At 58.9% G+C, this 23,042-nt stretch carries 20 protein-coding genes and 3 pseudogenes; 18 read left to right on the forward strand and 5 right to left on the reverse strand.

Annotated elements, in window-relative coordinates:
- The first annotated feature begins 86 nt into the window (after positions 1-86).
- Positions 87-287, forward strand: coding sequence for a hypothetical protein (locus K5K95_RS23100; RefSeq protein WP_222586277.1), 201 nt, complete (start codon positions 87-89; stop codon positions 285-287).
- Between the two features lie 69 nt (positions 288-356).
- A complete protein-coding gene (locus K5K95_RS23105; protein ID WP_222586278.1) occupies positions 357-647 on the forward strand; it encodes a DUF1330 domain-containing protein in 291 nt (96 codons plus the stop codon).
- Here the strand turns inward: K5K95_RS23105 and K5K95_RS33240 are convergent.
- A pseudogene (locus K5K95_RS33240) lies at positions 625-834 on the reverse strand (LysR family transcriptional regulator); the annotation flags it as partial. The gene K5K95_RS23105 and the pseudogene K5K95_RS33240 sit on opposite strands and share 23 nt — an antisense overlap.
- Before the next feature lie 139 nt (positions 835-973).
- Between K5K95_RS33240 and K5K95_RS23110 the strand changes: the two are divergent.
- Positions 974-1,303 (forward strand): DHCW motif cupin fold protein, encoded by a 330-nt coding sequence (locus tag K5K95_RS23110; protein ID WP_222586279.1) that lies wholly within the window; start codon positions 974-976, stop codon positions 1,301-1,303.
- Between the two features lie 33 nt (positions 1,304-1,336).
- Here K5K95_RS23110 and K5K95_RS23115 read toward each other — a convergent pair whose 3' ends face one another.
- Together K5K95_RS23115 and K5K95_RS23120 are read right to left on the reverse strand one after the other, a co-directional pair.
- Positions 1,337-3,196 (reverse strand): ABC transporter ATP-binding protein, encoded by a 1,860-nt coding sequence (locus tag K5K95_RS23115; protein WP_222586280.1) that lies wholly within the window; start codon positions 3,194-3,196, stop codon positions 1,337-1,339.
- A gap of 400 nt (positions 3,197-3,596) precedes the next feature.
- Positions 3,597-3,830: pseudogene (locus K5K95_RS23120) on the reverse strand (CmcJ/NvfI family oxidoreductase); the annotation flags it as partial.
- Between the two features lie 527 nt (positions 3,831-4,357).
- Here K5K95_RS23120 and K5K95_RS23125 point away from each other — a divergent pair.
- Genes K5K95_RS23125 through K5K95_RS23140 form a run of 4 tightly spaced genes read left to right on the forward strand, consistent with a single transcriptional unit; the run spans position 4,358 to position 7,885 of the window.
- Positions 4,358-5,395, forward strand: a complete 1,038-nt coding sequence (locus K5K95_RS23125; RefSeq protein WP_222586281.1) for an isopenicillin N synthase family dioxygenase — start codon at positions 4,358-4,360, stop codon at positions 5,393-5,395.
- 20 nt (positions 5,396-5,415) lie between these two features.
- On the forward strand, positions 5,416-6,240 hold the full coding sequence (locus K5K95_RS23130) for a MetQ/NlpA family ABC transporter substrate-binding protein (protein WP_222586282.1): 825 nt from the start codon (positions 5,416-5,418) through the stop codon (positions 6,238-6,240).
- Complete coding sequence (locus tag K5K95_RS23135) at positions 6,237-7,217, forward strand: methionine ABC transporter ATP-binding protein (RefSeq protein ID WP_222586283.1); 981 nt, start codon at positions 6,237-6,239, stop codon at positions 7,215-7,217. Before K5K95_RS23130 ends, K5K95_RS23135 begins: the two co-directional genes overlap by 4 nt.
- A complete protein-coding gene (locus K5K95_RS23140) occupies positions 7,214-7,885 on the forward strand; it encodes a methionine ABC transporter permease (protein ID WP_095129318.1) in 672 nt (223 codons plus the stop codon). Before K5K95_RS23135 ends, K5K95_RS23140 begins: the two co-directional genes overlap by 4 nt.
- A gap of 9 nt (positions 7,886-7,894) precedes the next feature.
- Here the strand turns inward: K5K95_RS23140 and K5K95_RS23145 are convergent.
- Positions 7,895-8,089: pseudogene (locus tag K5K95_RS23145) on the reverse strand (XRE family transcriptional regulator); the annotation flags it as partial.
- 251 nt (positions 8,090-8,340) lie between these two features.
- Between K5K95_RS23145 and K5K95_RS23150 the strand changes: the two are divergent.
- The 5 genes from K5K95_RS23150 to K5K95_RS23170 all read left to right on the forward strand — a co-directional run bounded on the left by K5K95_RS23150 (position 8,341) and on the right by K5K95_RS23170 (position 14,376).
- On the forward strand, positions 8,341-10,401 hold the full coding sequence (locus K5K95_RS23150; protein ID WP_261398186.1) for an ATP-binding cassette domain-containing protein: 2,061 nt from the start codon (positions 8,341-8,343) through the stop codon (positions 10,399-10,401).
- 15 nt (positions 10,402-10,416) lie between these two features.
- Positions 10,417-11,466: a glycine betaine ABC transporter substrate-binding protein gene (locus K5K95_RS23155; protein ID WP_222586285.1), complete on the forward strand. Its 1,050-nt coding sequence runs from the start codon at positions 10,417-10,419 to the stop codon at positions 11,464-11,466.
- Positions 11,463-12,383 (forward strand): homocysteine S-methyltransferase family protein, encoded by a 921-nt coding sequence (locus K5K95_RS23160; protein WP_222586286.1) that lies wholly within the window; start codon positions 11,463-11,465, stop codon positions 12,381-12,383. The genes K5K95_RS23155 and K5K95_RS23160 overlap by 4 nt, the downstream gene beginning before the upstream one ends.
- A complete protein-coding gene (msrA, locus tag K5K95_RS23165; RefSeq protein ID WP_222586287.1) occupies positions 12,380-12,847 on the forward strand; it encodes a peptide-methionine (S)-S-oxide reductase MsrA in 468 nt (155 codons plus the stop codon). The genes K5K95_RS23160 and msrA overlap by 4 nt, the downstream gene beginning before the upstream one ends.
- Positions 12,848-12,993: 146 nt before the next feature.
- Positions 12,994-14,376, forward strand: coding sequence for an LLM class flavin-dependent oxidoreductase (locus tag K5K95_RS23170; protein ID WP_222586288.1), 1,383 nt, complete (start codon positions 12,994-12,996; stop codon positions 14,374-14,376).
- Positions 14,377-14,456: 80 nt separating this feature from the next.
- Here the strand turns inward: K5K95_RS23170 and K5K95_RS23175 are convergent, their stop codons facing one another.
- The gene (locus tag K5K95_RS23175; protein ID WP_222586289.1) at positions 14,457-15,200 is read right to left on the reverse strand and encodes a GntR family transcriptional regulator; all 744 of its coding nucleotides are present in this window, start codon (positions 15,198-15,200) and stop codon (positions 14,457-14,459) included.
- A gap of 136 nt (positions 15,201-15,336) precedes the next feature.
- Here K5K95_RS23175 and K5K95_RS23180 point away from each other — a divergent pair, with 136 nt between their 5' ends.
- From K5K95_RS23180 to K5K95_RS23205, 6 genes are all read left to right on the forward strand, one after another.
- Positions 15,337-16,176 (forward strand): ABC transporter ATP-binding protein, encoded by an 840-nt coding sequence (locus K5K95_RS23180; RefSeq protein ID WP_222586290.1) that lies wholly within the window; start codon positions 15,337-15,339, stop codon positions 16,174-16,176.
- The gene (locus K5K95_RS23185) at positions 16,173-17,174 is read left to right on the forward strand and encodes an ABC transporter substrate-binding protein (RefSeq protein ID WP_222586291.1); all 1,002 of its coding nucleotides are present in this window, start codon (positions 16,173-16,175) and stop codon (positions 17,172-17,174) included. Before K5K95_RS23180 ends, K5K95_RS23185 begins: the two co-directional genes overlap by 4 nt.
- A gap of 7 nt (positions 17,175-17,181) precedes the next feature.
- A complete protein-coding gene (locus tag K5K95_RS23190) occupies positions 17,182-17,931 on the forward strand; it encodes an ABC transporter permease (protein ID WP_222586292.1) in 750 nt (249 codons plus the stop codon).
- A 51-nt stretch (positions 17,932-17,982) separates the two neighbouring features.
- Positions 17,983-20,355, forward strand: a complete 2,373-nt coding sequence (locus K5K95_RS23195; protein WP_222586293.1) for a hypothetical protein — start codon at positions 17,983-17,985, stop codon at positions 20,353-20,355.
- Between the two features lie 393 nt (positions 20,356-20,748).
- A complete protein-coding gene (locus tag K5K95_RS23200; RefSeq protein ID WP_222586294.1) occupies positions 20,749-21,690 on the forward strand; it encodes an aliphatic sulfonate ABC transporter substrate-binding protein in 942 nt (313 codons plus the stop codon).
- Positions 21,691-21,702: 12 nt separating this feature from the next.
- Positions 21,703-23,028 carry an LLM class flavin-dependent oxidoreductase gene (locus K5K95_RS23205; protein WP_222586295.1) on the forward strand — a complete coding sequence of 442 codons (1,326 nt, stop codon included), beginning with the start codon at positions 21,703-21,705 and terminating at the stop codon, positions 23,026-23,028.
- Positions 23,029-23,042 lie beyond the last annotated feature (14 nt).

Here is a 23,042-nt window from a genome sequence, read left to right on the forward strand (position 1 = left end):
TTTACATAAATAACGTTGTCACTTTAAATAATGAAGCGTAATATTTTGAAATCAATTACCTTTTCAATGCGACGTGGAGAACGTTCATGCACATCATCGTTAGAGAACGCACCGAAGACCATATGTCCCATGATGCTATTAACGCGGGCGTGACCTTTTGGGAAGTGCTGCAAGGTGAGGTGTTGGTCGGCATTTATCACCGAGAGTCCGAGGCAATAGCATACAAGCAGTTACTGGAGAGCGGTGCGTTGGAGCCAGTGCCACATATCACGCCGCCACCACAATAATCCTCGCTTGCCGACACTGCCAAAATAAGCGGCCGTGAACAATCGCACCCCCCGCACTGGAGAACTAATTTGAAAGGCTATTGGATTATCTTCGGCTCTGATGTGGTCGACCCGGATGCACAGCATGAATATGGACGGCTTTGGGCCCCTATTAGTGAGCAGTACAAAGCCAAGCTGAAATTTCTGGACCCCAGCGTTCTGGTCGAGGCGCAATCCAGTAACCGGGTACTTGCCGTAGAGTTTCCTAGCTACGAACAAGCGAAGGCCTGCTACAACGATCCTGCCTACATTGAGGCAAAGAAATTTGCGCTACGCGGTTCTCGCCGGGAACTGATCATCATCGAAGGTGATTTGGCCTAGACGCCTGTTCTTGCAGGCTTTTGATCAACGCTGCGAGGTTTTTGATGGCGGGCGTAGGATCGTCGCCACTGCTATGAAGCACGTAGCCAAGGAGTGTCGCGCCGGGCAATCCGGAAATGACGGTGAGATGACTCGTCTGCCCGATGCGAGTTCGCAGGGTCAGGTCCAATCCGGCGGCGACAGCCGCCGTCGTTTGGAGGGCGGCGGGTCAACTAGCCTTCGGGTGGGCGCAGCGCCTGTATCCCATAAATGCATCACCTCTGTGTCTATCGACACCATCGCCAGATTGATACGGTCTGCATTTATCGCATGTCGATGAGGCAACAATGGATCTCACTGCAATCCCGTTCGGTACCACTGATTGGTCAACGATAGAGCCCGTGGCGCATGCCGGTCAGACAGGCACAGCCTATTGGCGTACCTGCCAGTTTGGTTCAGCGCGTGTGCGGATGGTCGAGTACAGCCCTGGCTATTTGGCCGATCACTGGTGTTGGAGAGGGCACATCCTGTTGTGCCTGGAGGGGCAGTTGCATACAGAGCTGGAGGATGGTCGTCAGTTCACACTGACGCCGGGCATGAGCTATCAGGTGGGTAATGATGCTGAGGGACATCGATCATTCACTACCCACGGGGCGAAGTTGTTCATTGTGGATTAGTCGTGGGGGCGGTCCTGCCTGCCGCGCCCACGCTCATGCCTGATCCATCGCCTCAGCCAGCCCCTCATCCTCACCGAGAAAGCCACCACTTTGATGCTGCCAGAGTCGTGCGTAGGTGCCGTTTCTTGCCAGCAATTCAGCGTGGGTGCCTTGTTCGATGACGCGTCCTTCATCCATGACAATGAGCCGATCCATGGCCGCAATCGTCGACAGCCGATGGGCGATGGCGATGACGGTTTTTCCCTCCATCATTTCATAGAGGTTTTCCTGGATGGCGACTTCGACTTCCGAGTCCAGGGCGCTGGTGGCCTCGTCAAGCAACAGGATCGGGGCGTTCTTGAGCATCACTCGGGCAATGGCGATGCGTTGGCGCTGGCCGCCGGAGAGCTTGATGCCGCGCTCACCCACCAGGGTGTCATAGCCGTTATGGCCTTGCCGGTCGCTCAGTTGGCTTATGAATCCGTCGGCTTGCGCATTGGCCGCAGCGCTGCGGATCTGCGCCTCGGTTGCGTCCGGTCGGCCGTAAGCGATGTTGTCGCGAATGGAGCGGTGCAACAAGGACGTATCCTGCGTGACCATGCCGATAGCGCTGCGCAGACTGTCTTGTGTCACCTGAGCGATGTTTTGCCCATCGATGCGGATCTCACCGCTGTCGATATCATAGAAACGCAGCAACAGATTAATCAGCGTCGATTTCCCTGCACCGGAACGGCCCACCAGGCCGATCTTTTCGCCTGCGCGGATGTTCAGGTTCAAGCCATCGAGCACGTGGCGTTCACCGTTGTAGCTGAAACTTACATTGTCAAACGTCACCGCGCCGCCAGAGGGCACCAGCACGCCAGCGTTCGGCGCATCCTGCACCTTGGGACCACGGGTCAGGGTGGCCATGCCATCCTGCACGGTGCCAATGTTTTCGAACAGCGAGGTCATTTGCCACATGATCCAGTGCGACATGCCATTGATGCGCAACGCCATGGCCGTAATCGCCGCCACGGCCCCCGTGCCGACTTGGCCTTGGTGCCAGAGCCACAGCGCGTAGCCGCCTGCTCCGATGATCAGCCCGACCACCAGTGCCTGATTGACGATCTCAAACTGGCTGACCAGGCGCATCTGGCGAAAACCGGTGTCCTTGAAATCCTCCATCGCCGCGCGCGCGAAATGCGCTTCACGTTTGGAGTGCGAGAACAGTTTCACGGTGGTGATGTTGGTGTAGGCGTCGGAAATACGCCCCGTCATCGAAGATCGCGCATTGGCCTGTTCCTGGCCGACATGCCCCAGGCGTGGCACGAAGTACAGCATGGCCAGCCCGAATAGCGCGACCCACACAATAAAAGGCAGCATGAGTTTCAGGGCAAAGCCGCCGGCCAGTGCGATGATCGCAATGAAATAAACGCCGATGCCGGGAGCTATTTCGATCAGGGTGAACAGCACTTCGCGCACGGCCAGTGCCGTCTGCATCACCTTGGTCGTGACGCGGCCGGAGAACTCATCGGAGAAGAACGAAAGGCTTTGCCGCAGCATCAGACGGTGGAAGTCCCAGCGCAGCCGCAACGGCAGATTAATCGCCAATACCTGGTGCTGCACCATGGTGCGAAGCGCCACCAGCCCAATGCTGGTGAGCAATACAATCCCGATCCCCCACAGCACTCGACTTTCTTGCCCCTTTGCATCGCTACCGGCTTGCCATGTCGAGAGCAGATCCACGACCTGCCCAAGAAAGGAAAACAACCAGGCTTCGTAAATCGACACACTGGCACTCAGCAGAGCAAGCGCAAGAATATAGCCGCGTGCTCCTCGGGTGCAGGCCCACAGGAACCGCATCAGGCCAACAGGCGGTGGCGGTGCTTCGTCGGGAGGAAATGGATCGAGCCTTTGTTCAAACACGCGAAGCATTGTGGCCTCCGAAAAAATCAATGTGAGGGGATTCTGCCACTTAATGAGTGCTTTGAGGGTTGGCAGGTTAAGGGTATGACGCCGTTGAGGGTTGTAGATTCCCGGGCAGATACCGTCGTTATTGCGACGGATATACTTGGAATGTTCAACGCGAGAGCAAAACCACGCAGATCCTGGCTTCGCCAGGGTTCGTAGGGTTCGTAGGGTTCGTAGGTTTTGAGGGTGTGATGATGTCGCTCGGGGTGGCGGCTCAGTGCGCGAATACCCGGCTAGGTGATCGGGCGAGTGGAGGCAGGAAGCAGCATAGACAGATCAGGGCTGGCCGAGGGCGCAGGTGCCCGTGGTGCAAAACGGGCTCCAGTGATGTCGGTCCGAAGGGAAGAAGAACTACGGTCATGTACTAGACGGCGAAGAACACCAATGCACGCAATTCGATACTGCGCCGTGGTGGGGCATCACGTGGCGTAGAAGGGTCATCGAAAGCGGTGTGTGCGCCCGCTCGCGCCACACCGTCGGTGCGCGAATCGAAGATCTTGAGCAGCAGCACTTCTTCAGGTCGTAAACGCGGGTAGTAATACCAGCGATGATTTGGGTTCGCGCGCACGGAAAAAGTTTCCCCGACTTTGTCGCGATACGACCGCTCACGGCGACCTTATATCCACCTTTGGCGAACCGTCGTGCCAGCGCCGCGCCTAATCCTTCAACAGCGCCGCCCCCGTTTATCCAGACAACTTCTGCGGTTAATGACATGACGCCATCCTTAAAGGGCAAGAGAGGACTTACTGTAACTTCCCATTTAAACCGCGGATTAGAATTTTGGACGCTAACGATAGATCGGATTAACTTGTGATGGCAGCGTAAGTGTTCAGCCTTTACCGCTAGTTTTACCGATCACTTGTGATTGCGCTCAACAAGTTTATGGACGCCATGTTCATGAGCAACTTGAAGTTCGCACATCAGCTTGCTGTTCAGCGATGACAGAAGGGTTCTCGAATAACATTCGTGACTGCCCGTGAATACCTATCCAGTCAAAAAATACAGCCTCGCTGCTCGCTTGAGGCGGACCTAAGCTAATGCGAAAAAGATATTTATTACTGGTTTTTAAGATCGTTTAGCTTCAACCAAGGCTTACAGATTCAGTTAAGACACATGGAGTGAAACATGGCGCACACACAGGACATCACGACCCTGCCGACCTTGGACCTGTCACTGCTCGAGGGCACGGCGGCACAGCGTCAGGGGTTTCTTGACGACTTGCGTCACGCCGCGCGGGATGTGGGTTTTTTCTATCTGACCGGCCACGGCATCGACGGCAGTTTGTTGAAGCAGGTGCAGGACCACGCCCGCCAATTCTTTGCTTTGCCGGACAGCGAAAAAGCAGCGATCGGCATGATCAACTCACCGCACTTTCGCGGCTACAACCGCGCGGCTTCAGAAATCACACGCGGCAAGCCCGACCTGCGCGAACAGTTCGATCTGGGGGCCGAGCGGGACGTGTTGCCGCAGGATGAGCACAGTCCGTACTGGTTGCGTCTCCAAGGCCCCAATCAATGGCCGGCGGCGCTGCCTCAACTCAAGCCTTTACTGCTGGATTGGCAGCAAGCCATGACCCGTAGGTCGCTGCGTCTGCTGCGGGCCTTCGCTCAAGCGCTGTCATTGCCACAGGAGGCTTTCGATCAGTTGTACGGCGACAAACCCAATGAACACATCAAATTGATGCGTTATCCGGGGCAGGCACCGGATACCAGTAATCAAGGCGTCGGTGCACACAAGGATTCGGGGTTCTTGAGCTTCCTGCTGCAAGACGGGCAGGCCGGTCTGCAAGTCGAGATCGAGGAGGGGCGCTGGATCGATGCGCTGCCTCGGGACAACACCCTCGTGGTGAACATCGGCGAATTGCTGGAGCTGGCTAGCAACGGTTATCTGCGCGCCACGGTGCATCGAGTGCTGTCGCCGCCCAAGGGGAGCGAGCGCTTGTCGATTGCGTTTTTCCTCGGTGCGCAATTGGACGCGGTAGTGCCGCTGTATCCCTTGCCCACGGCTCTGCTGCGGGAAGCACGGGGCCCGGCCAGTGATCCGGACAATCCGTTATTTCGTGACGTGGGCTGGAACTACCTCAAAGGTCGCCTGCGTTCCCATCCCGATGTTGCCCAACGTTTTTACGCCGATGCACTAATCCCCAAGGCGCTGAGCGCCTGAACCCGTCAAGGACTACGAACATGATGAAAAAAACAGGATTGACCCTGGCCGTGCTGGGCGCTCTGGTGGCTTCTTTCAATGCACTGGCCTTGGAGCCGTTGCGCGTGGCAGCGGACCCTGTGCCCCATGCGCAGATTCTGGCGTACGTGCAGAAACTCGACCCGAAGCTGAACCTCAAAGTCATTGAGATCCCCAACGGCGTGAACTCCAATGAGCTGCTGGTACACGGCGATGTCGATGCCAATTACTTCCAGCACTTGCCGTACTTGAAGTCTCAGGAGCAAGCCCTTGGAGAAAAACTTGCAGTGGCGGCAACGGTGCATATCGAACCTCTGGGGATCTACTCGCATCGGTACAAGACCTTCGCCCAGGTGCCGCTAAAAGGCACGGTGGCCGTTCCCAACAACGTCACCAACCTGAGTCGCGCCCTGTACCTGTTGCAGGACAACGGCTTGATCAAACTCAAAGCCGGTTTCAACGACCCGGCGACCGATCAGGCGACACCGAAGGACATCGCTGAGAACCCGAAGCAGCTGAAGATCCTCGAGATCGAGTCGCCACAGATTCCTCGCTCCCTGGATGACGTGGACCTTGCAGTGATAAATGGCAACTACGCGCTGGAAGCCGGTCTGGTCCCGGCCAAGGATGCGTTGGGTCTGGAGAAGGCCGAGCACAATCCCTACGCCAACATCCTGGTGACCACGCCAAAACTGCAGGACGATCCACGGATCAAGCAACTGGCCAAAGACCTGACGTCGCCTGAAGTGGCCAAGTTCATCACTGATAACTTCTCGGGCTCGGTCATCCCGGTGGTCCCGGTGGCTGTTGCGACCAGCAAGCCATGATCATCGTCGAGCAGTTGAGCAAAACCTACGCCCCAGGGCAGGCACCTGCACTGGACGAGGTGTCCCTGAGTATTCCCGATGGCGCGATCTATGGGATTCTGGGGCGCAGCGGTGCGGGTAAATCGACGCTGCTGCGTTGCCTCAATCTGCTCGAACGCCCCAGTTCTGGTCGCATTCTGCTGGATGGCAAGGACCTCACCGCCTTGTCCGACATCGAGCTGCGCCAGCAACGCCAACGTATCGGCATGATCTTTCAGGGCTTCAACTTACTGCACTCGCGCAACGTCTTCGACAACATCGCCGTGCCGCTGGAGATAGCGCGTGTCACTAAAACGCAGCGTCATTCACGGGTACGAGAACTGCTGGATCTGGTAGGCCTGAGCGATAAGGCTCAGGCGTTTCCCTCGCAACTCTCCGGCGGGCAGAAACAACGGGTGGGCATTGCTCGGGCATTGGCGGCGCGACCGGCGTATCTGCTGTCGGATGAAGCCACCAGCGCCCTCGATCCTGAAACCACCCACTCGATTCTTGAACTACTGCGCGACATCAATCGCCAGTTGGGACTGACCATCGTGCTGATCACCCATGAGTTGGATGTGGTCAAGTCCATTTGTGATCATGCTGCTTCACTGGCCCATGGCCGGTTGGTCGAGGCAGGGCCGATTGCACAGTTATTGGCCAATCCGGATTCGAGCCTTGGCCGATGGCTGCTACCTAGTTACAGCACGCCTTTGGGCAACGATACCCGGACTTTGGAACTGAGCTTTTTCGACAACCTTCTGGCCACTCCAGTGCTCAATGAATTGGTGCAGCAGCAGGGCGTGGAGGTGGACTTGCTGGCCAGTGGTGTCGAGTCCATCGGTGGGCGTCGGGTCGGGCGTTTGCGCGTGGCTTTTCAGCAGTCTGGCGATGAGCTGAAATTGACGCGGGTGGTGGCGTTTCTCAAACAACGTGGCGTCAGGGTGGAGCGCTCATGAACCGTGTGATCGACTGGAACGAGATCTTTCAGCTGGTGCTCAATGCAACCGGTGAAACTCTGTACATGGTTGTGCTGGCGGGGTTCTTTACCCTGCTTATCGGCTTGCCATTGGGCGTGTTGCTGTTCATCAGTCGCAGCGGTGGTTTGTATCCGATGCCTCGGCTCAACAAAGGCCTGGGTGGGTTGGTCAATCTTGGCCGCTCGCTGCCATTCGTGGTGATGCTGATTGCCCTGATTCCGCTGACCCGGCTGGTGGTCGGCACGACCCTTGGCAGCACCGCCGCCGTGGTGCCTATCACCATCGGTGCCTTTCCGTTCTTTGCCCGAATTGTCGAGAACGCCCTGGACGAAGTCGACAAGGGCCGGATCGAAGCCATTCTCGCTATGGGCGGTGATATCTGGCATGTGATTTTCAAGGTACTGCTGCCCGAAGCGCTGCCGGCGTTGCTGGCGGGCATCACGTTGACCTTGGTGATGCTGATCGGATTTTCCTCCATGGCTGGCGTCATTGGGGGCGGCGGGCTGGGGGACTTGGCGATTCGCTATGGCTATCAGCGTTTCAACAACCAAGTGATGGTCGCCACGGTGGTGGTGCTGGTGATTCTGGTCCAGAGCGTGCAAAGCCTGGGCGATCGGCTGGTACGTTCCTTGGCCCATCGACGTTGATATGGTTTTTCCTTCGGACTGATCCTCACCCATCGCACTCAGGCGTAGTTCATAGCATTCCGATTGGTGCGCCCCGTCGAAGGGGAACTGCGCGCGGGTGATAAACGCACCGTTGGCGCTGACCAAGCTTTTGCTCGGGCTCGCCGACAGCGCGGCCACGCCTTCAAAGGCCCGATATTCGAGAAACGCCGCCACCGATACCTTCGGAAAAGAAGGCCTAAGCTAATTCCAAAAAGATATTTATTTCTGCTTTTTAAGATCGATTAGCTTTATGCCTCAAGGAAGTGCTGCGGTCCACGCGCGGCGCTTTTTTTGCTTCAGGCTAACCGTATTCGGGTCATGGCCTGAGGCCCAGCCAATTTTCCTACTCTGGGGCGAGCGCGTTGCCCGTATCCAGAGGTTGCTTGCCCGGAGCTCCTGTGACACTTATTCAAACCTCTTTGCCGACTGCCCGGATCGACTCCTCTCAACGGCTTGCGCAACCCTCCAGCGATCACACAAATGAGGGCGACGTTGTGCTTGAGCTGCGGGACGTCACCAAAGCCTATCTGCGCAAAGGTTCTTCGGTGCTGCCGGCCGTCAGCAATGTCAGCTTGAAGGTGCGTCGCGGGGAAGTTCTGTGCCTGATGGGGACATCCGGAAGCGGCAAATCCACGTTGCTGCGGCATATCAATCGCTTGATCGAACCCACGAGTGGCGAGGTCTTGATCGAAGGGCAGGCCATCAGCGGTTTGAGTCACACGGCCTTGCGCGATCTGAGATCGCGACGCATCGGGATGGTGTTCCAACATTTTGGCCTGTTGCCTCATCGCACGGTGCTGGACAACGTCGCGTTGCCCCTCGAGCTGCGTGGCGAATCCGAGTCGATTCGTCATGCGGCGGCAATCCTGCAGTTGCAGGCGGTAGGCCTGGAAGGTTGGGGCGAGCATTATCCCCATGAACTGTCTGGCGGCATGCAGCAACGAGTCGGCCTGGCACGGGCATTGGTGACTGATCCGGACATCCTGCTGATGGACGAGCCGTTCAGTGCGCTGGATCCGACCATCAGGCGCGATCTGCAAAGCCATTTTCTGGCCTTGGTGCGTGAGCGCGGTATCAGCACATTGCTGGTTACACACGACCCGACGGAGGCAATACGTCTTGCTGACCGTATCGCCGTGCTGCGCCGCGGCCGCCTGGTGCAGTTGGGCACACCCAAACAGTTGCTTGAACATCCGGTTGACGCCGAAGTTGCGGATTTTTTCCGGGATTGCACCCCAGCCCCAGCACCACTGCGCAGCGTCGACAGCGGTCACTTCCAGGCTCCCGAAACGGCTCCGCGCGAGCAACCCGCCCACCCCGGCTTGCGCGGGTGGCAAGCACTGTTGCTGGGGCCGGCAGCGCTGGCCGCGCGAGGCAAGGGCGGTTTCTTCTGGCTCGGGTTCGCTGCTGAGCTCTCAGCGCTGGCGGCAGTGGGCCAAGGCATTGCCAATTCGTCATGGTTGGCGATTCTGGCGGCTGTGATTGTGTTCGCGGCCAGTCGCTTCACAGTGTTCTCGTTGAGCCGCCAGCCTGTGCGGCGCAACGTATCGGGGTGGGGGCTGCCTTTGGCGGTGCTGCTGGTCAGTCAGGCGTTGGTGATCTGGCGCGTGCTTACGCCTGACACCACTCACGTGCTGCTGCAGTTCCCGGCCAATCGCCAGGCGCTGCTGCTGGCGGCGCAGAGCATTGATGAATTCATCGGCTGGTCGCAGGTCACGTTCGAGAGCGCTTTCGTTGGCGTGATCGTGGCCGTTCGCACTGTCATCGAAGGCATCGAAAACCTGCTGGGCTGGTTGCCATGGCCGGTTTCGGCGCTGGCGCTGGTGTTGCTGGCGTGGCGTTCGGCGGGCCTGACGCTGGCGCTGACCAGTAGCGCAGCCTTGTTGTACATCGGCCTGTTCGGCTTTTGGGAGAGGACTATTGCCACGCTGGCGCTGGTCGGCTCGTCGGTGTTGATTGCCCTGGCCATCGGTGTACCAGCCGGCATTCTGCTGGCGAAGCGCCCGCTCGTACGGCGCCTGATCACACCCTTGCTGGATGTCATGCAAACCCTGCCGACGTTCGTGTACCTGATTCCTGCCGTGGCGTTCTTCTCTGTCGGCAAGACTCCCGCGGTGATCGCGACAGTGATCTTCGCCCTGGCGCCGATGATTCGCCTGACGTCGCTGGGTATCCAGGAAGTCCCGAAGGATGCCGTCGAAGCGGCGGTCGCCCACGGGGCCAGCCCTTGGCAAACCCTGATCAAGGTGCAACTGCCCCTGGCTCGCCGGTCGCTGTTGCTGGGCATTAATCAAACCATCGTCATGAGCCTGTCGATGGTCGTGGTGGCCGCCCTGATCGGTGCTGGCGGCTTGGGTTATGACGTCATGACGGCGTTGCGCAACATCAAGGGGGGGGAGGGTGTTCTGGCCGGTGTGGCGATCGTCCTGTGCGCTCTGATCCCTGATCGAATCATTCAATCGAGCTTGCGCAAGCAAGATCATCTGCACAACTGAACAGTGAGACTTATTGTGAAGACACACGTATTGCGCACCCTGGGCGCCGCCGCATTGCTGACCTCCCTAATCCTTCCCGCCACTGTCTGGGCCAAGGACAAAATAGTCATTGGTGAGCAGAACTGGACGGGGGCTATCGCCATCCAGCACATCCTCGGCGAAGTGATCAAAAGTCGCCTGGATGGCGATGTGTCGTATCTGGCAGGAGACGTCCCGGTACTGTTCAGTGCCGCGGCGAAAGGCGATGGCTCGGTGGATGTGCTGACCGACATCTGGTTGCCCAATCAATCGGCCGCTTGGGCCAAGTACGTCACTGGCGGCACCCGGTCATTGGTGCCGAACACGCATCCGTATGCGGGCGAACAAGGGTTTTACATTCCCGGCTATTTGCAGGACAAGTACGGGGTCAAATCCATCTATGACCTGAAAAAACCGGAAGTGGCCAAGCTCTTCGAACCTCTGGGCGGCGGCAAGGCTGAGTTGCTGGTGGGACCAGCGGGCTGGGAGTCGACTTACATTGGCCAGATCAAGGCCAAGGATTACGGGTTTGCCGATAAGTTCGAGTCGGTGTCCACGGAAGCCTCGGTGACATACGCCAAACTGGCCTCGGCTTACAAGTCGCAACGTGGCGTGGTGTTCTATGCCTACACCCCGGACTGGATCTTCTCGGCCTTCGACTTGCGCCGCCTGGAAGAACCGGCGTTCGACGGCTACGCCCAGGACAACAAAAAGGATGACCCGCTGTATAAGGCCGATGGCTGCTGGAAATTCATCAGCCCGACGGTCGACCCGGACTGGCTGAACAAGAGCCAGATTACCTGCGCCTTCCCGGATGCCAAGGTCCATGTCCTGGCCTCCGCTGCCTTGCAGAAACGCGCACCGAAAATTGCCGAGTTCTTGCGCAATGTCGCTATCGATCCGGCGCAACTCAATGAGCTGATCCTGAAGATCGAAAAGGAAAAGCAGCCGGCGGAAGTCGCAGCCAAAGCATGGGTACAGGCGAACAGCGCCACGGTTGATCAATGGTTGGCAGCGTCGGCGCCAAAAGTGAGTTCGGCCCAATGAGTCAGGCTTCCTTGCGTTTGCTCGATGGCGGTATGGGTCGCGAGTTGCAGCGTATAGGCGCACCGTTTCGTCAGCCGGAATGGTCAGCGCTTGCGCTGATCGAGGCGCCTGAGTTTGTGCTTCAGGCGCATAAAGCGTTCATTGCTGCTGGTGCGCGGATCGTCACGACCAACAGCTACGCGGTGGTGCCTTTTCACATTGGTGATGAGCGCTTTGCCGAACAGGGGCGAACGCTGGCCGAGCGCGCTGGTCGGCTCGCGCACCAGGCGGCGTCCGAGAGCACTGAGCCGGTCACGGTGGCGGGTTCTTTGCCTCCAGCTCTGGGGTCATATCGACCGGACCTGTTTGATCATCAACGCTCGGTGGCGATTCATCGGGAACTGATCGCCGGACTGCAGGCCCACGTCGATGTCTGGTTGGCGGAAACCCAGAGTTCCATCGCTGAAGTTCGGGCGGTAGCCGAGGCGCTGGGTGCACAACCCAAGCCGCTTTGGCTGTCGTTTACGCTTCTGGATGAAGTTGGCCAGGCGTCGCGATTGCGTTCATCCGAACCCGTCGCCGATGCGGTGCGCGTGGCGGCGGAGTTGGGCGCGACAGTGGTGCTCTTCAATTGCAGCCAGCCGGAAGTGATGGCAGCGGCATTGGCCGAGGCCCGGGATGTTATTCAGAACCTCGGCCAATCCATTGAACTGGGGGTTTACGCCAACGCCTTCCCGCCCGTCAGCGCACAGGCCGAGGCCAATAGCACGTTGTTGGAGATTCGTCGCGATCTGGGCCCCGAGTCCTACCTTGACTGGTCGAGGTCGTGGGTTGCCGCGGGCGCCAGCATCGTCGGCGGATGTTGTGGCATCGGTCCTGAACATATTGCGCAGTTGCACCTGCATCTGCTGCCCTACAAAGAGGTGGTCAACGCATGACTGATTTTCAGCGAGAAGCCCAGGTTGAGCAGGCAACGTTTGGCGCCGGCTGTTTTTGGGGCGCAGAAGCGTCATTCAGGGAGTTGCCGGGCGTACTCGACAGTAGGGTCGGTTTTGCACGGTCGGCCAGAGGGGAGGCGACACTGATTGAAGTGGTGCAGGTCGACTTCGATGCGCGGGTGATTACTTATAGCCGCCTGATCGAGCACTTCTGGACGCTGCATGATCCGACGTCCATCGACCGCCAGGGTGCGGATGTCGGGGAGAAATACCGTTCAGCATTGTTTTTCAGCTCCGCTCAACAGGCCCAGTTGGCGCTGGTCGCCAAACAGCGCCTGGACGCTTCCGGTCAGCTGAAAAGACCGGTGGCGACGGTCATTCTTCCCTTGGGTGAATTCCAAAAGGCGGATGAAACTCAGCAGCGATACCTTGAAAAGCACGGTGGCAGTGCCTGCTCTCTTTGAACAGGCAACAGCGTTTTCGGGTTGAACAATACAAGCGCCACTGACTCGATTCTGTGGCGTTTTTTTTCCGTCAGTTTTTTCGAACAAGGGGCTTTGCCCTCAGCGGTGATCCACCCCGTTCAATGACTTTATTTACAGGAACCACGATGTCCGATCCAAAACCTCTTTTGTTTGCCCTCTATGAGCAAGCCAGTGTGGGCTGTGGCGGTGCGCCGAGCCTTTGGACGCACCCGGCTGACGAACGACTGGCCATCAATTCTCTGGGCTATTGGTCAAATCTGGCGCGCATTGCCGACCAGGCTCATCTCGACATGCTTTTTTTTGGTGATGTCCTGGGTTTCTACGACGTATTTGGCGGCAGCGCCGATGCGGCGATGAAATGGGCCGTGGAAGCACCCGCCAATGACCCGCTTATGATCATTCCTGCATTGGCGGCCGTGACCGAAAACCTGGCCTTTGGCGTAACCGTGACCACCAGCTACGAACATCCTTTTACCCATGCCCGACGTTTCAGCACGCTGGATCACCTCACCAATGGCCGGGTGGGCTGGAACATCGTTACCTCGTACCTGTCCAGTGCCGCCCGCAACTTCGGGCTGGAACAGATGATCAAGCATGATGATCGCTACGAGCGCGCTGAAGAGTTCCTCGATGTGGTCTACAAACTCTGGGAAGGCAGTTGGGCCGGCGACGCCGTGGTCGCGGACAAGGCACGCCAGTTCTACGCGCGGGGTGATCGTGTACGGCCAATCAACCACGTGGGAGAGCATTACCGGGTGGCCGGGCCGCACTTGACCTCGCCATCGCCCCAGCGCACACCTTTACTGATCCAAGCCGGCTGGTCAGGGCGTGGCCGGGAGTTCGCGGCCAAGCACGCTGAACTTATCTTCATCGCCAAATCCAACCCACTGGAAATTCGTCAGGGGCTGGAAGAAATCTGGGCCCAGGCTCAGGCTCGTGGCCGTCAGCCCGAGGATGTGAAGTCTTTAACGGTGCTGCGTATCGTCACGGCCAAGACCGAAATCGAAGCTCAGCGCAAATATGATGAGCTGCAAAGCAACTATCACTTGCAGGCGCAATTGGTGAGCTACGCCGGCGACACCGGCATCGATATCAGCCGCTATGCCGACAGCGACGCGCTTTCAACCCACACGGAAGGCATGACTTCCTATGTGATGCGTCCCGATGGCAGTGGCAAACCGTTGACCGCGGGCGACGTCAAACAGCGCTTTGCCAACGTTACCCGAGGGAGCGATCTGATCCTTGTAGGCACACCGCAACAGGTGGCCGAGCGCATCGAAGAGCACGCACGCATTTCAGGCACCAGCGGCTACATGCTCAATCCGTTGATCAGCCCCGGCAGTCTTGAAGACTTCGTCGAGTTGGTCATCCCTGAACTGCAAAAACGTGGCCTATATCGCACCCAACCGCAAAGCGGTACCTTTCGCTCGCGGTTACGGGGTGACGGTTCGAGCCATTTGCCAGCGTCAGCTTATGGCGCGTCGTTCCGTTTCGACAGTGACCTCTAGGGCGGCAGAACTACGGCTTATGGGGCCGATGACCATCCAGTCGGGAAGGCATAGTTGATCTCCGTGCACAAGCGGTCGTTCTAACGGCCGCTTGTGGATTTGAACACACCGCTGAGGACGAAGGCGTAGCGTTCAGGTCGGATGAAAAACGTCGTGCGGTCACAGCATTGGCCGTCAGCGAAGTACGATGTGCGTTCCATGACCAACAGCGCCGCGCCGCGTTTGATGTGCAAGGCACTGGCCAGGCTTTTGTCCGCTTCTTGCGCGCGGATCGCCAGATCGGCACGGGTGACCGCCATGCCGGTGATCGACTCCAGAATGGAGTAGATCGGTTGGTGCTCGACATCAGTCCACACCACGCTGGCCAGCTCCGCCGGCAAATAGCTGCGCCCGAGTGCGATGGGTTCGTCATCGACAAAGTGCAGTCGCTCCAGCAGCAGGCAATCGTCCGCTGCTTCAAACAATCCACGCAATGCCTCCGGGACTGGCTGCAGTGCATGGCTGATGACCCGCATGCTCGGTTTTAGACCTTGCAGCAACAAGGCTTCGTGAAAGCTGCGCAATGCATCCAGGCCGTGGCGAACCTGCTTGGCCGCCACGAAGGTACCTTTGCCTTGCTTGCGCTCCACCACGCCGTCATCGCTGAGCTTGCCCACCGCCAGGCGCACCGTGACGCGGCTGACCCCAAAGCGTTGGCCCAGCTCCGCTTCCGACGGCAATTTGCCGGTGGGTTCAAAGTCACCGCGCTGAATTTCTTCCAGCAATCGATGGGCGATCTGTTCGTAAAGCGAGGTGGCGCTGTCGCGCAGAATGGACGTGGACACGGTCGGCTTCCAGGGTCCTTGGAGTGGGGCGGTGCGCCGTCACTTCTAAGGTTATAAAAATAGGTTATTGGGACAACATGTATTAATACGTATTATGTCAGGCATTCCCATTGTAAACGACCTGACGACACTTGCCATGCTCAAAACAAACGCCTACCTGCAGCAGCAAGCCGACGCGCTGACGGTCGATGACATCAGCTTCAGCTACCCCAACGGGCATCAGGTGTTTTCTGCTTTCAGCCTGAACGCCCGGCCTGGCGAATTCGTTGCGATTCTGGGGCCGTCGGGCTGCGGCAAAACCACCTTGTTGAACTTGTTATCCGGTTTTCAGCAACCCCAGAGCGGTCAGATCAGCATCAACCAGACAGCGGTGAAGCCGGAGCGTTCGGAACTGGGTTATGTGTTTCAGGCGCCGCAGTTGTTTCCCTGGTTGAGCGCTCTGGAAAACGTCCGCTTTGGCCTGCGGATGACGGCGCAACTCAGCGAGGCGCAACAGCGCTCTCAAGCGTTGCAGTACCTGCGCCTGGTCGGTCTGGAGAGCGCGGCGCATCGATTGCCGCATCAGCTTTCTGGCGGTATGCAGCAGCGGGTTTCCCTAGCCAGGACCCTGGCCCTGGAGCCCAGCGTGTTGCTGATGGACGAGCCCTTCGCCGCGCTGGATGCCATCAGCCGCAACAGCATGAATGAAGAGACCCTGCGCATCTGGGCCGAGCTGGGCCAGACGGTGCTGTTCATCACCCACGATATCGACGAGGCGGTGTTCCTGGCGGATAGGGTGATCGTGCTCAACATCGCCCCGGGCGGTATCCATAGCGAACTGAGTATTCATCTACCACGCCCTCGCTCCAACCTGAACACCCGCCGCTTGCCGGCCTTTCTCGATTACCGCAATGAGCTGATGGAGCGCATTTCCCATGTCATGGAAGTGTCCGCAGCCACTCCCCACACCACCCGACAACCCGAGTTAACCGCATGATCAAACGTTCGCTGCTTGCCCTTTCATTGTCTGTTGCCGCCCTGGCAAGCAGCACATTTGCCGTCGCCACTGAGGAAAAGCCCCTGCGTGTGGGTTATGTCTTCGCCATGGCCAATGCCCCGGCGCTGATCGCCGACAAACAAGGTTACTACCGCGAGGAAGGCTTGAATGTCGATCTTAAGGCCTTGGGCGATGGCCCGGTTATCCAGCAGGCGTTGGCCGCCAATGAGCTGGATGTGGCCTATGTCGGCACGCCACCGGTTTACCAATGGTTCTCCCGAGGGCTGCAAAGCCGGATTCTGGCCAAGGTCAATTACGGCCAGGCGGCGGTGATTGTCGATGCCAAGAGTCCGATTGCCAGCTTGGATCAACTCAAGGGCAAAAAACTCGCCGGGGTCAAGAAGGGCAGTGGCATGGACGTCCTGCTGCGCGGTTATGTGCTGAAAGAAAAGGCCGGGCTCAATCCTGACAAGGACCTGGACATCATCGACATGCCCCCCGGCAATATGAACGCGGCGCTGGAGCGAGGCATTGTCGATGCGGCGTTTTCCTGGGAGCCCTTTGTCAGCCAGTCGTTGCTGCGGGGGGCGAGCCGGATTTTGCTCGACGTCAACCAGGCGCTGCCGAATTACCCGTGGTACGTAGTGATCGCGCTACCCAAAACCTTGCAGGAGCGCCCGGACGACGTGGTCAAGTTGCTGCGTGCGCACCGCAAGGCCATAGCGTTCCTCAATGAGCATCCCGACGAGTCGAATCGCATAATCGCCGAGGCGTTCAAGCTTGAAGCGGTGCAAGGCGCTGACGGCAAGACCATCGCGCCAGAAACCATCGTCGCCCAGGCGCGGACCCGACTGGGTTGGTCGGCGGACTTGCGGGCTTCGGATATTCAATTCATCCAGCGCCTGATGAATTACTCCCACGACCTCGGTTTTATCGATACCACGCTCAAGACCGAGCAGATCGTGGACACCTCCTACCTGCAAAAAGCCTCGCGCTGAGTCTGTCATGTCCTTGCCAAAACCGAATTGGGGATGGGCTTCGCTGCCGTTCCTGCTGTTGATCTGGATCGCCCTGGCGAGTCGTTTTCCCACTTATATCCTGCCGCAGCCATGGGATGTCGCCCGCGAGGCTGTGCGCTGGCTCAGCGATAGTTCGCTGTGGCAGCACCTCAGGGCGAGTGTCCTTGAAGAGGTCGGCGGCTTCTGCGCCGCAGTGATTATTGCGATTTTGTTGGGCACGGCCGGTGGCCTGTCATCACGCTTTCGCGATTTCATCTCGCCGCTCAATAGCCTGTTCATGGCGATCCCGCCGATCGCCTGGGCGCCGCTGATCATGATCATTTTCGGCCTGGGGTATGTCTCGATTGTGCTGGTGATTTTCATTGCCGCGGTGTTCCCCATGGCAGTGACGATTCAGGAGGGTGTGCAGAGCATTCGCGGTGGCGAAGTTCGCGCCGCACGAACCTTGGGCGCCAATACCTGGCAATTGCTGGCCCATGTCTATTTGCCGGCGTCATTACCCTTCGTGACGGCGGCCTTACGCATCGGTTTCAGCCAGGGCTGGCGGGCATTGGTCGCGGCGGAAATGATCGGTGCGTCCCAAGGCATTGGCTGGATGGTGTCCACGGGCGGACAGATCGGTAACAGCAGTCAGGTGTTGCTCGGCATCGTGCTGATCGGCCTGATTGCGTGGCTGATGGAGAGTTTCGTGTTCCGGCGCATCGAGCGTCACTACCAGAAATGGCGCGTGCAGTAAGCATCGCCATGTGTCTTCAAATCTTCAGTGGACCACTGCACGAGGTGTCATGTGAGTAACGTTTTCGATCCCCGCGAAGCCGGGCATTACATTGCCCCGCAAGGCCTCTACGAACGCAACAAGAAACGCCCGTTCCTGGGCAGTGTCCACTGTGACCGTGACACCCTGATCGCCGGTCATTGGGATGAAATCACCCTGATCTACGAGGTGGGTGGAAGTGGCCTGGCCGACGGCGCATGGTTGAAACTGGCCTTCAAGTTCTACTCCGACTGGGCCTTGTTCCAGACCTCGAATCCTGCCGGGCCCAACTACGTCAGCGCCGAATATCAGGCCGGTGAGCTGGTTCCCGGTCAGAGCCAGGCCACGGTGCAGCACTTGAAAGTGCGCTTCGACCAGAAGGGCCATGAACGGCCGTTTCAGAAAGCGATCATCATCGACATCGTCGACGGTTACCTGAATCCCGGGGACAAAATCACCATCCGCCTGGGCGATCGTCGTCAGGGCGGCGCGGGGACACGGGTACAGAGTTTCGTTGAGAAGGACTTCCGTTTCCGTATGTTCATCGACCCGTTGGGCAGCTCGAAATTTGCCGAAGTGCCGGGCGATCCCTTGCTGAACATCGTGCCGGGAGCGGCGCAGAGCGTGCAGCTGATTGTTCCTCGACTGGTCAGCGCCGGTGAGGCGTTCGACGTTCTGCTCAGGGTGGATGACGCCTGGGGCAACACGTGCCGCAACTTGCCGCTCAAGGGTGTCCTGACTCTCGTTGATCCTGAAGGGGGCGAGCGGCAACAACCCTTCACTTTGGCAACTGAAGGTTGGGCCACAGCCCGGCTCGAAGGTTTTGATCTCGGTGCGCTAGGCGAGTGGCGATTGTCGGCGCAAGTGGAGGGGCCTTTCGTCCGTGGCGCCCAGGCTTTCGTCAGCGTCGACCCGGCAGGAACGACATTGCGTCCGCTCTACGCGGACCTGCATGTGCACTCGGATGACACCGTGGGCACCAACGACACGTTGTACAACCTCAGCTACGGCCGCGATGTCGCCGGCCTCGATGTCCTCGGTTACACCGCCAATGATTTCAATATCACCGAGCAACGCTGGGATCAGGCGGTCAACCTGATTCACGAACTCAACGAGCCGGGCCGTTTTGTGTGTTATCCCGGCACCGAATGGTGCGGTAACTCCTGTGCCGGTGGCGACCGCAATGTGGTGTTCCTGCACGATCGAAAGCCCGAGTTTCCTTTCGACAATCAAGGGCGGCTGGTGCGCTCTTTTGAGTGGAATGAGTTCACCGCCGGCACCATCAAGCCAGGCGCCTGGCCGGTGGACGAGTTGTATGCCGCGTATGCCAAAGATCCCGAAGGCCACCTGATGATGCCCCATGTCGGTGGGCGCCGTTGCAACCTCGACTGGCATCACCCGGAGCTGGAACGGTTGATCGAAGTCGGCTCGGCCTGGGGGCAATTCCATTGGGTCTACGCCGAGGCGCTTCAGCGCGGTTATCGGGTCGGTGCCGCAGCCAACAGCGATGAGCATCAGGGCCGTTGCGGCGGCGGGGTGCCGGCCACGGCGGTGTTCGGCTCGCGCGGCGGACTGACCGGTGTGGTCGCTGAGGCGTTCGACCGCGCCAGTGTCGGCAAGGCACTTCGTGCCCGTCGCACCTTTGCCACCACCGGCGAGCGTTCGTTTGCCAGCCTGCGCCAGGGCCAACACTTTATGGGGGAAGTCTTCAGCGCCGATTCGAATGCCACGCTGGATTATCGACTGCTGGGCGAAGCGGGCTGGGAGCAGGTCGATCTGTTCGATGGCGACAAGCTGATCTGGTCGCGCAACCTGCACCAGGAGTTAGGGTTTTCCGCCCAGCGCATTCGTCTGCGCCTCGGTGGTGCACGGATCAAGGACCGTTATCGCGGCGCTTACTGGACCGGCGAAATTCGCGTGACCGGGGCCGTCATCAATGGCTTTCGTGCCCTGGGTCTGGATCACCCCGAGCAAACCGTCTGGCGCAAGGATGCAACGGTCCTGGCCTTTCGTACCGACACCAACGGCGACACTGACAGCATCGAGATCGACCTGTCGCAATTGGCCGGCGCGACGTTGCAGATCCACAGCCGCATCGACAACTACATCAAGGTCGGCGACCCGTCTGAACCGCAACCCTACGTGCACGCGCCGACCGTACTGATGGAACTGTCCGGGGAAGAACTGCTGGCGCAATCCCAAGTGGTCGAAGAGCTGCCGGGCGCCGAGTTGAAAGTCTCGCTTGAGCGAACAACCGCGGCGTCGCTGCCGCGCGAGCTGCAAGGCAAGATCGAGTTGGCGCGACTCAACCTGCAACCGGGTCGTGAGCATCCGTTGTTCATCTGCGCGCGTCAGCGGGATCAGTCCAGAGTCTGGACCTCGGCGTTATTCCTGACGCTTGCCTGAGGCCGTCGAATTCGAACCCAACCGCATAAGTCAGCACGTTTGATCATTGGACAGGGAAGTCCGCCGAGTCGATGCTGGGATCATCTTGAGCAGGGCGTTTTACGATGTGCTGACCGGCCCCAGGGAGAGATGGGCCGATGATGCCTCTGTACCTGAAACCAATGGCAGACACCCTCGATTCACTGGCCGACTGGGTGCGCGGTCACGCCGCCCAACTCAGGACCACTCGCCAAAACAGGAATAACCTTAGCGTTATATGATTCTTTCATAATCTTTCATCATTAATATAATCATTGCTGTTTTCAGCTTAGGCCTTCGAGTCTTGCTGGACGCAACACTGCTGACTCGGTTTTTTCCCTCAGCCTCGCCGCCCCAATCCTATCAAGGCCTTTCATGACGTTTAAAAAACTCATCATCGCCGCCAGCCTGTTGTTCGTCGCCGCCGGGGCACACGCCCAGCAAGCCATTGATATCAGCTACCAGCGTTCATCGACCTTATGGATATTGCTCAAGCAAAACGGCCAACTGGAAGAGCGACTGAAGCCCTTGGGCTTCACCGTCAACTGGCATGAATTCAGCACCGGCCTGCTCAGTTCCCTAAACGCAGGCAGTGTCGATTTGCATGCCGACGTCGCCGACGCCTTTGCGCTGTTCACTCAGGCTGCCGATGCGCCATTGACCTACTACGCCCGGGAAAACCCATCGTCTGGCGCCCAGGCAATCATCGTTCAGGACAATTCATCGATCCGCAGCGTTGCCGATCTGAAGGGCAAGACCGTCGCGGTTTCCAAGGGCTCGGGCAGCAATTTCCTGTTGATTTGCGCGTTGAAAAAAGCCGGATTGACCCTCGCCGACATCACTCCACGTTACCTCGAAGCACCGGATGGTGGGGCCGCATTCGCCAACGGCAGTGTCGATGCCTGGGCTATCTGGGACCCGTTCCTGGCGACCCAACAACTGGATCATCACGTGCGCGTGTTGGCTGATGGCAAGGACGGCGTGGCCGACTACAACCGCTTCTACCTGGCGACGACAAAGTTCGCCAGCGCACACCCGGACGTGTTGCAAGTCACCTTCGATACCTTGCGCGAGACAGGGCAGTGGGTCAAAGCGCACCCACAAGAGGCCGCGAAGATACTCGGCCCGCTGTGGGGCAACATTCCTCCCGCCACCGTGGAGCTGGCGAATACCCGCCGCAGCTATGACATTGTCCCGGTCAAGGTCGACGAGCTGGCCGAGCAACAACGCATCGCTGACACCTATTACGCGGCGAAGCTGACGCCCAAGCCGTTGAAGGTTTCCGACATCGCAGTCTGGACGCCGAAGGCGAAGTAGGGGAGCGTTGCCATGAGTCGTCAAATTCATCTGTCAGCCTTCTTGCTGACGGGCCCTGTCGTTCACAGTCACGCTGTCTGGCGTCACCCTGAAACCGTCGGCAATTACCTCGACCCCGAGTATTACGCGCGCGTAGCCAAAGTCGTGGAGGAGGGGCTGTTCGACTTCCTGTTCTTCGCCGATCGCCTGGCGGTCGGTGACCAGATGGGCGGCTCCCGGGATCTGGCGTTACGTTATGGCGCTCAGGATGCGACACGTCTGGACCCGCTTCCGATCCTGTCTTACCTGATCGGGCAAACGAGCAAGCTCGGCCTGGGTGCAACCCGCTCCACGACCTACTACGAACCCGCGCACATCGCCCGCGAATTCGCCACCCTGGATCACCTGTCCAAGGGCCGCGCGGCGTGGAACATCGTCACCTCAATGAACGACAGCGAAGGGCGCCTGTTCGGCAAGGACAAGCACCTTGAGCATGACCTGCGTTACGACCGTGCCGACGAATTTGTCGAAGTGGCGTTGAAGCTGTGGCGCAGTTGGGGACCCGGCGCGCTCAAGCTCGATCGCGAAAGCGGGGAGCTGGCCGATCCATCGAAGATCCAGTCGGTGCAGCACCGTGGCGAGTGGTTCAAGGTCGAAGGCCCCCTGAATATTCCGCGCACGCCCCAAGGAAGACCGGTGCTGATCCAGGCCGGTTCGTCCGGTCGCGGTCGGCGTTTCGGGGCGCGTTGGGCGGAAGCCATCTTCACCATTCATCCGCACCTGAGCGCCATGCGCGCCTTCCGCGACGACGTACGTGCGCAGGTCGTGCAACAAGGGCGCGAGGCCGACAGCTGCAAAGTGCTGACGGCGGTGATGCCGTTCATTGGCGGCACCGAGGCCGAAGCACGGGCAAAGCGTGATCGTCACAACGCACTGGCACGTCCTGAACTGGGGCTGGTGACGCTGGCCTCACAGCTCAATGTCGACCTGTCACCGTTTCCGTTATCGGCAACGCTGGCCGAGATTGCCCAATCGCCCCTGATCCATCCTGCGGCCGCCGAAAAGCTGTTGATGCAAGGTGCCGAGACCACGCTGGAGCAACTGGGTCGGATTTTTGCCAGCAGCGTTCGCGTGCCGCAACTGGTGGGTACCGGCGCACAAATCGCCGATCAACTTGCCGAGCTATTCCTTGGCGACGGCTGCGACGGTTTCGTCATTTCGCCGGGCTATCTGCCGGGTTCGTTCAGCGAATTCGTCGAAAGCGTGATTCCCCATCTGCAACGCAAAGGCTTGTTTCGTCGTGCTTATGAGGGTTCGACCTTGCGCGAGCACTTGGAGCTCGGCGAGCTGAAGGACTGAACTACCTCCATTAA

Source organism: Pseudomonas sp. DR48 (assembly GCF_019823085.1).
Classification (GTDB): domain Bacteria; phylum Pseudomonadota; class Gammaproteobacteria; order Pseudomonadales; family Pseudomonadaceae; genus Aquipseudomonas.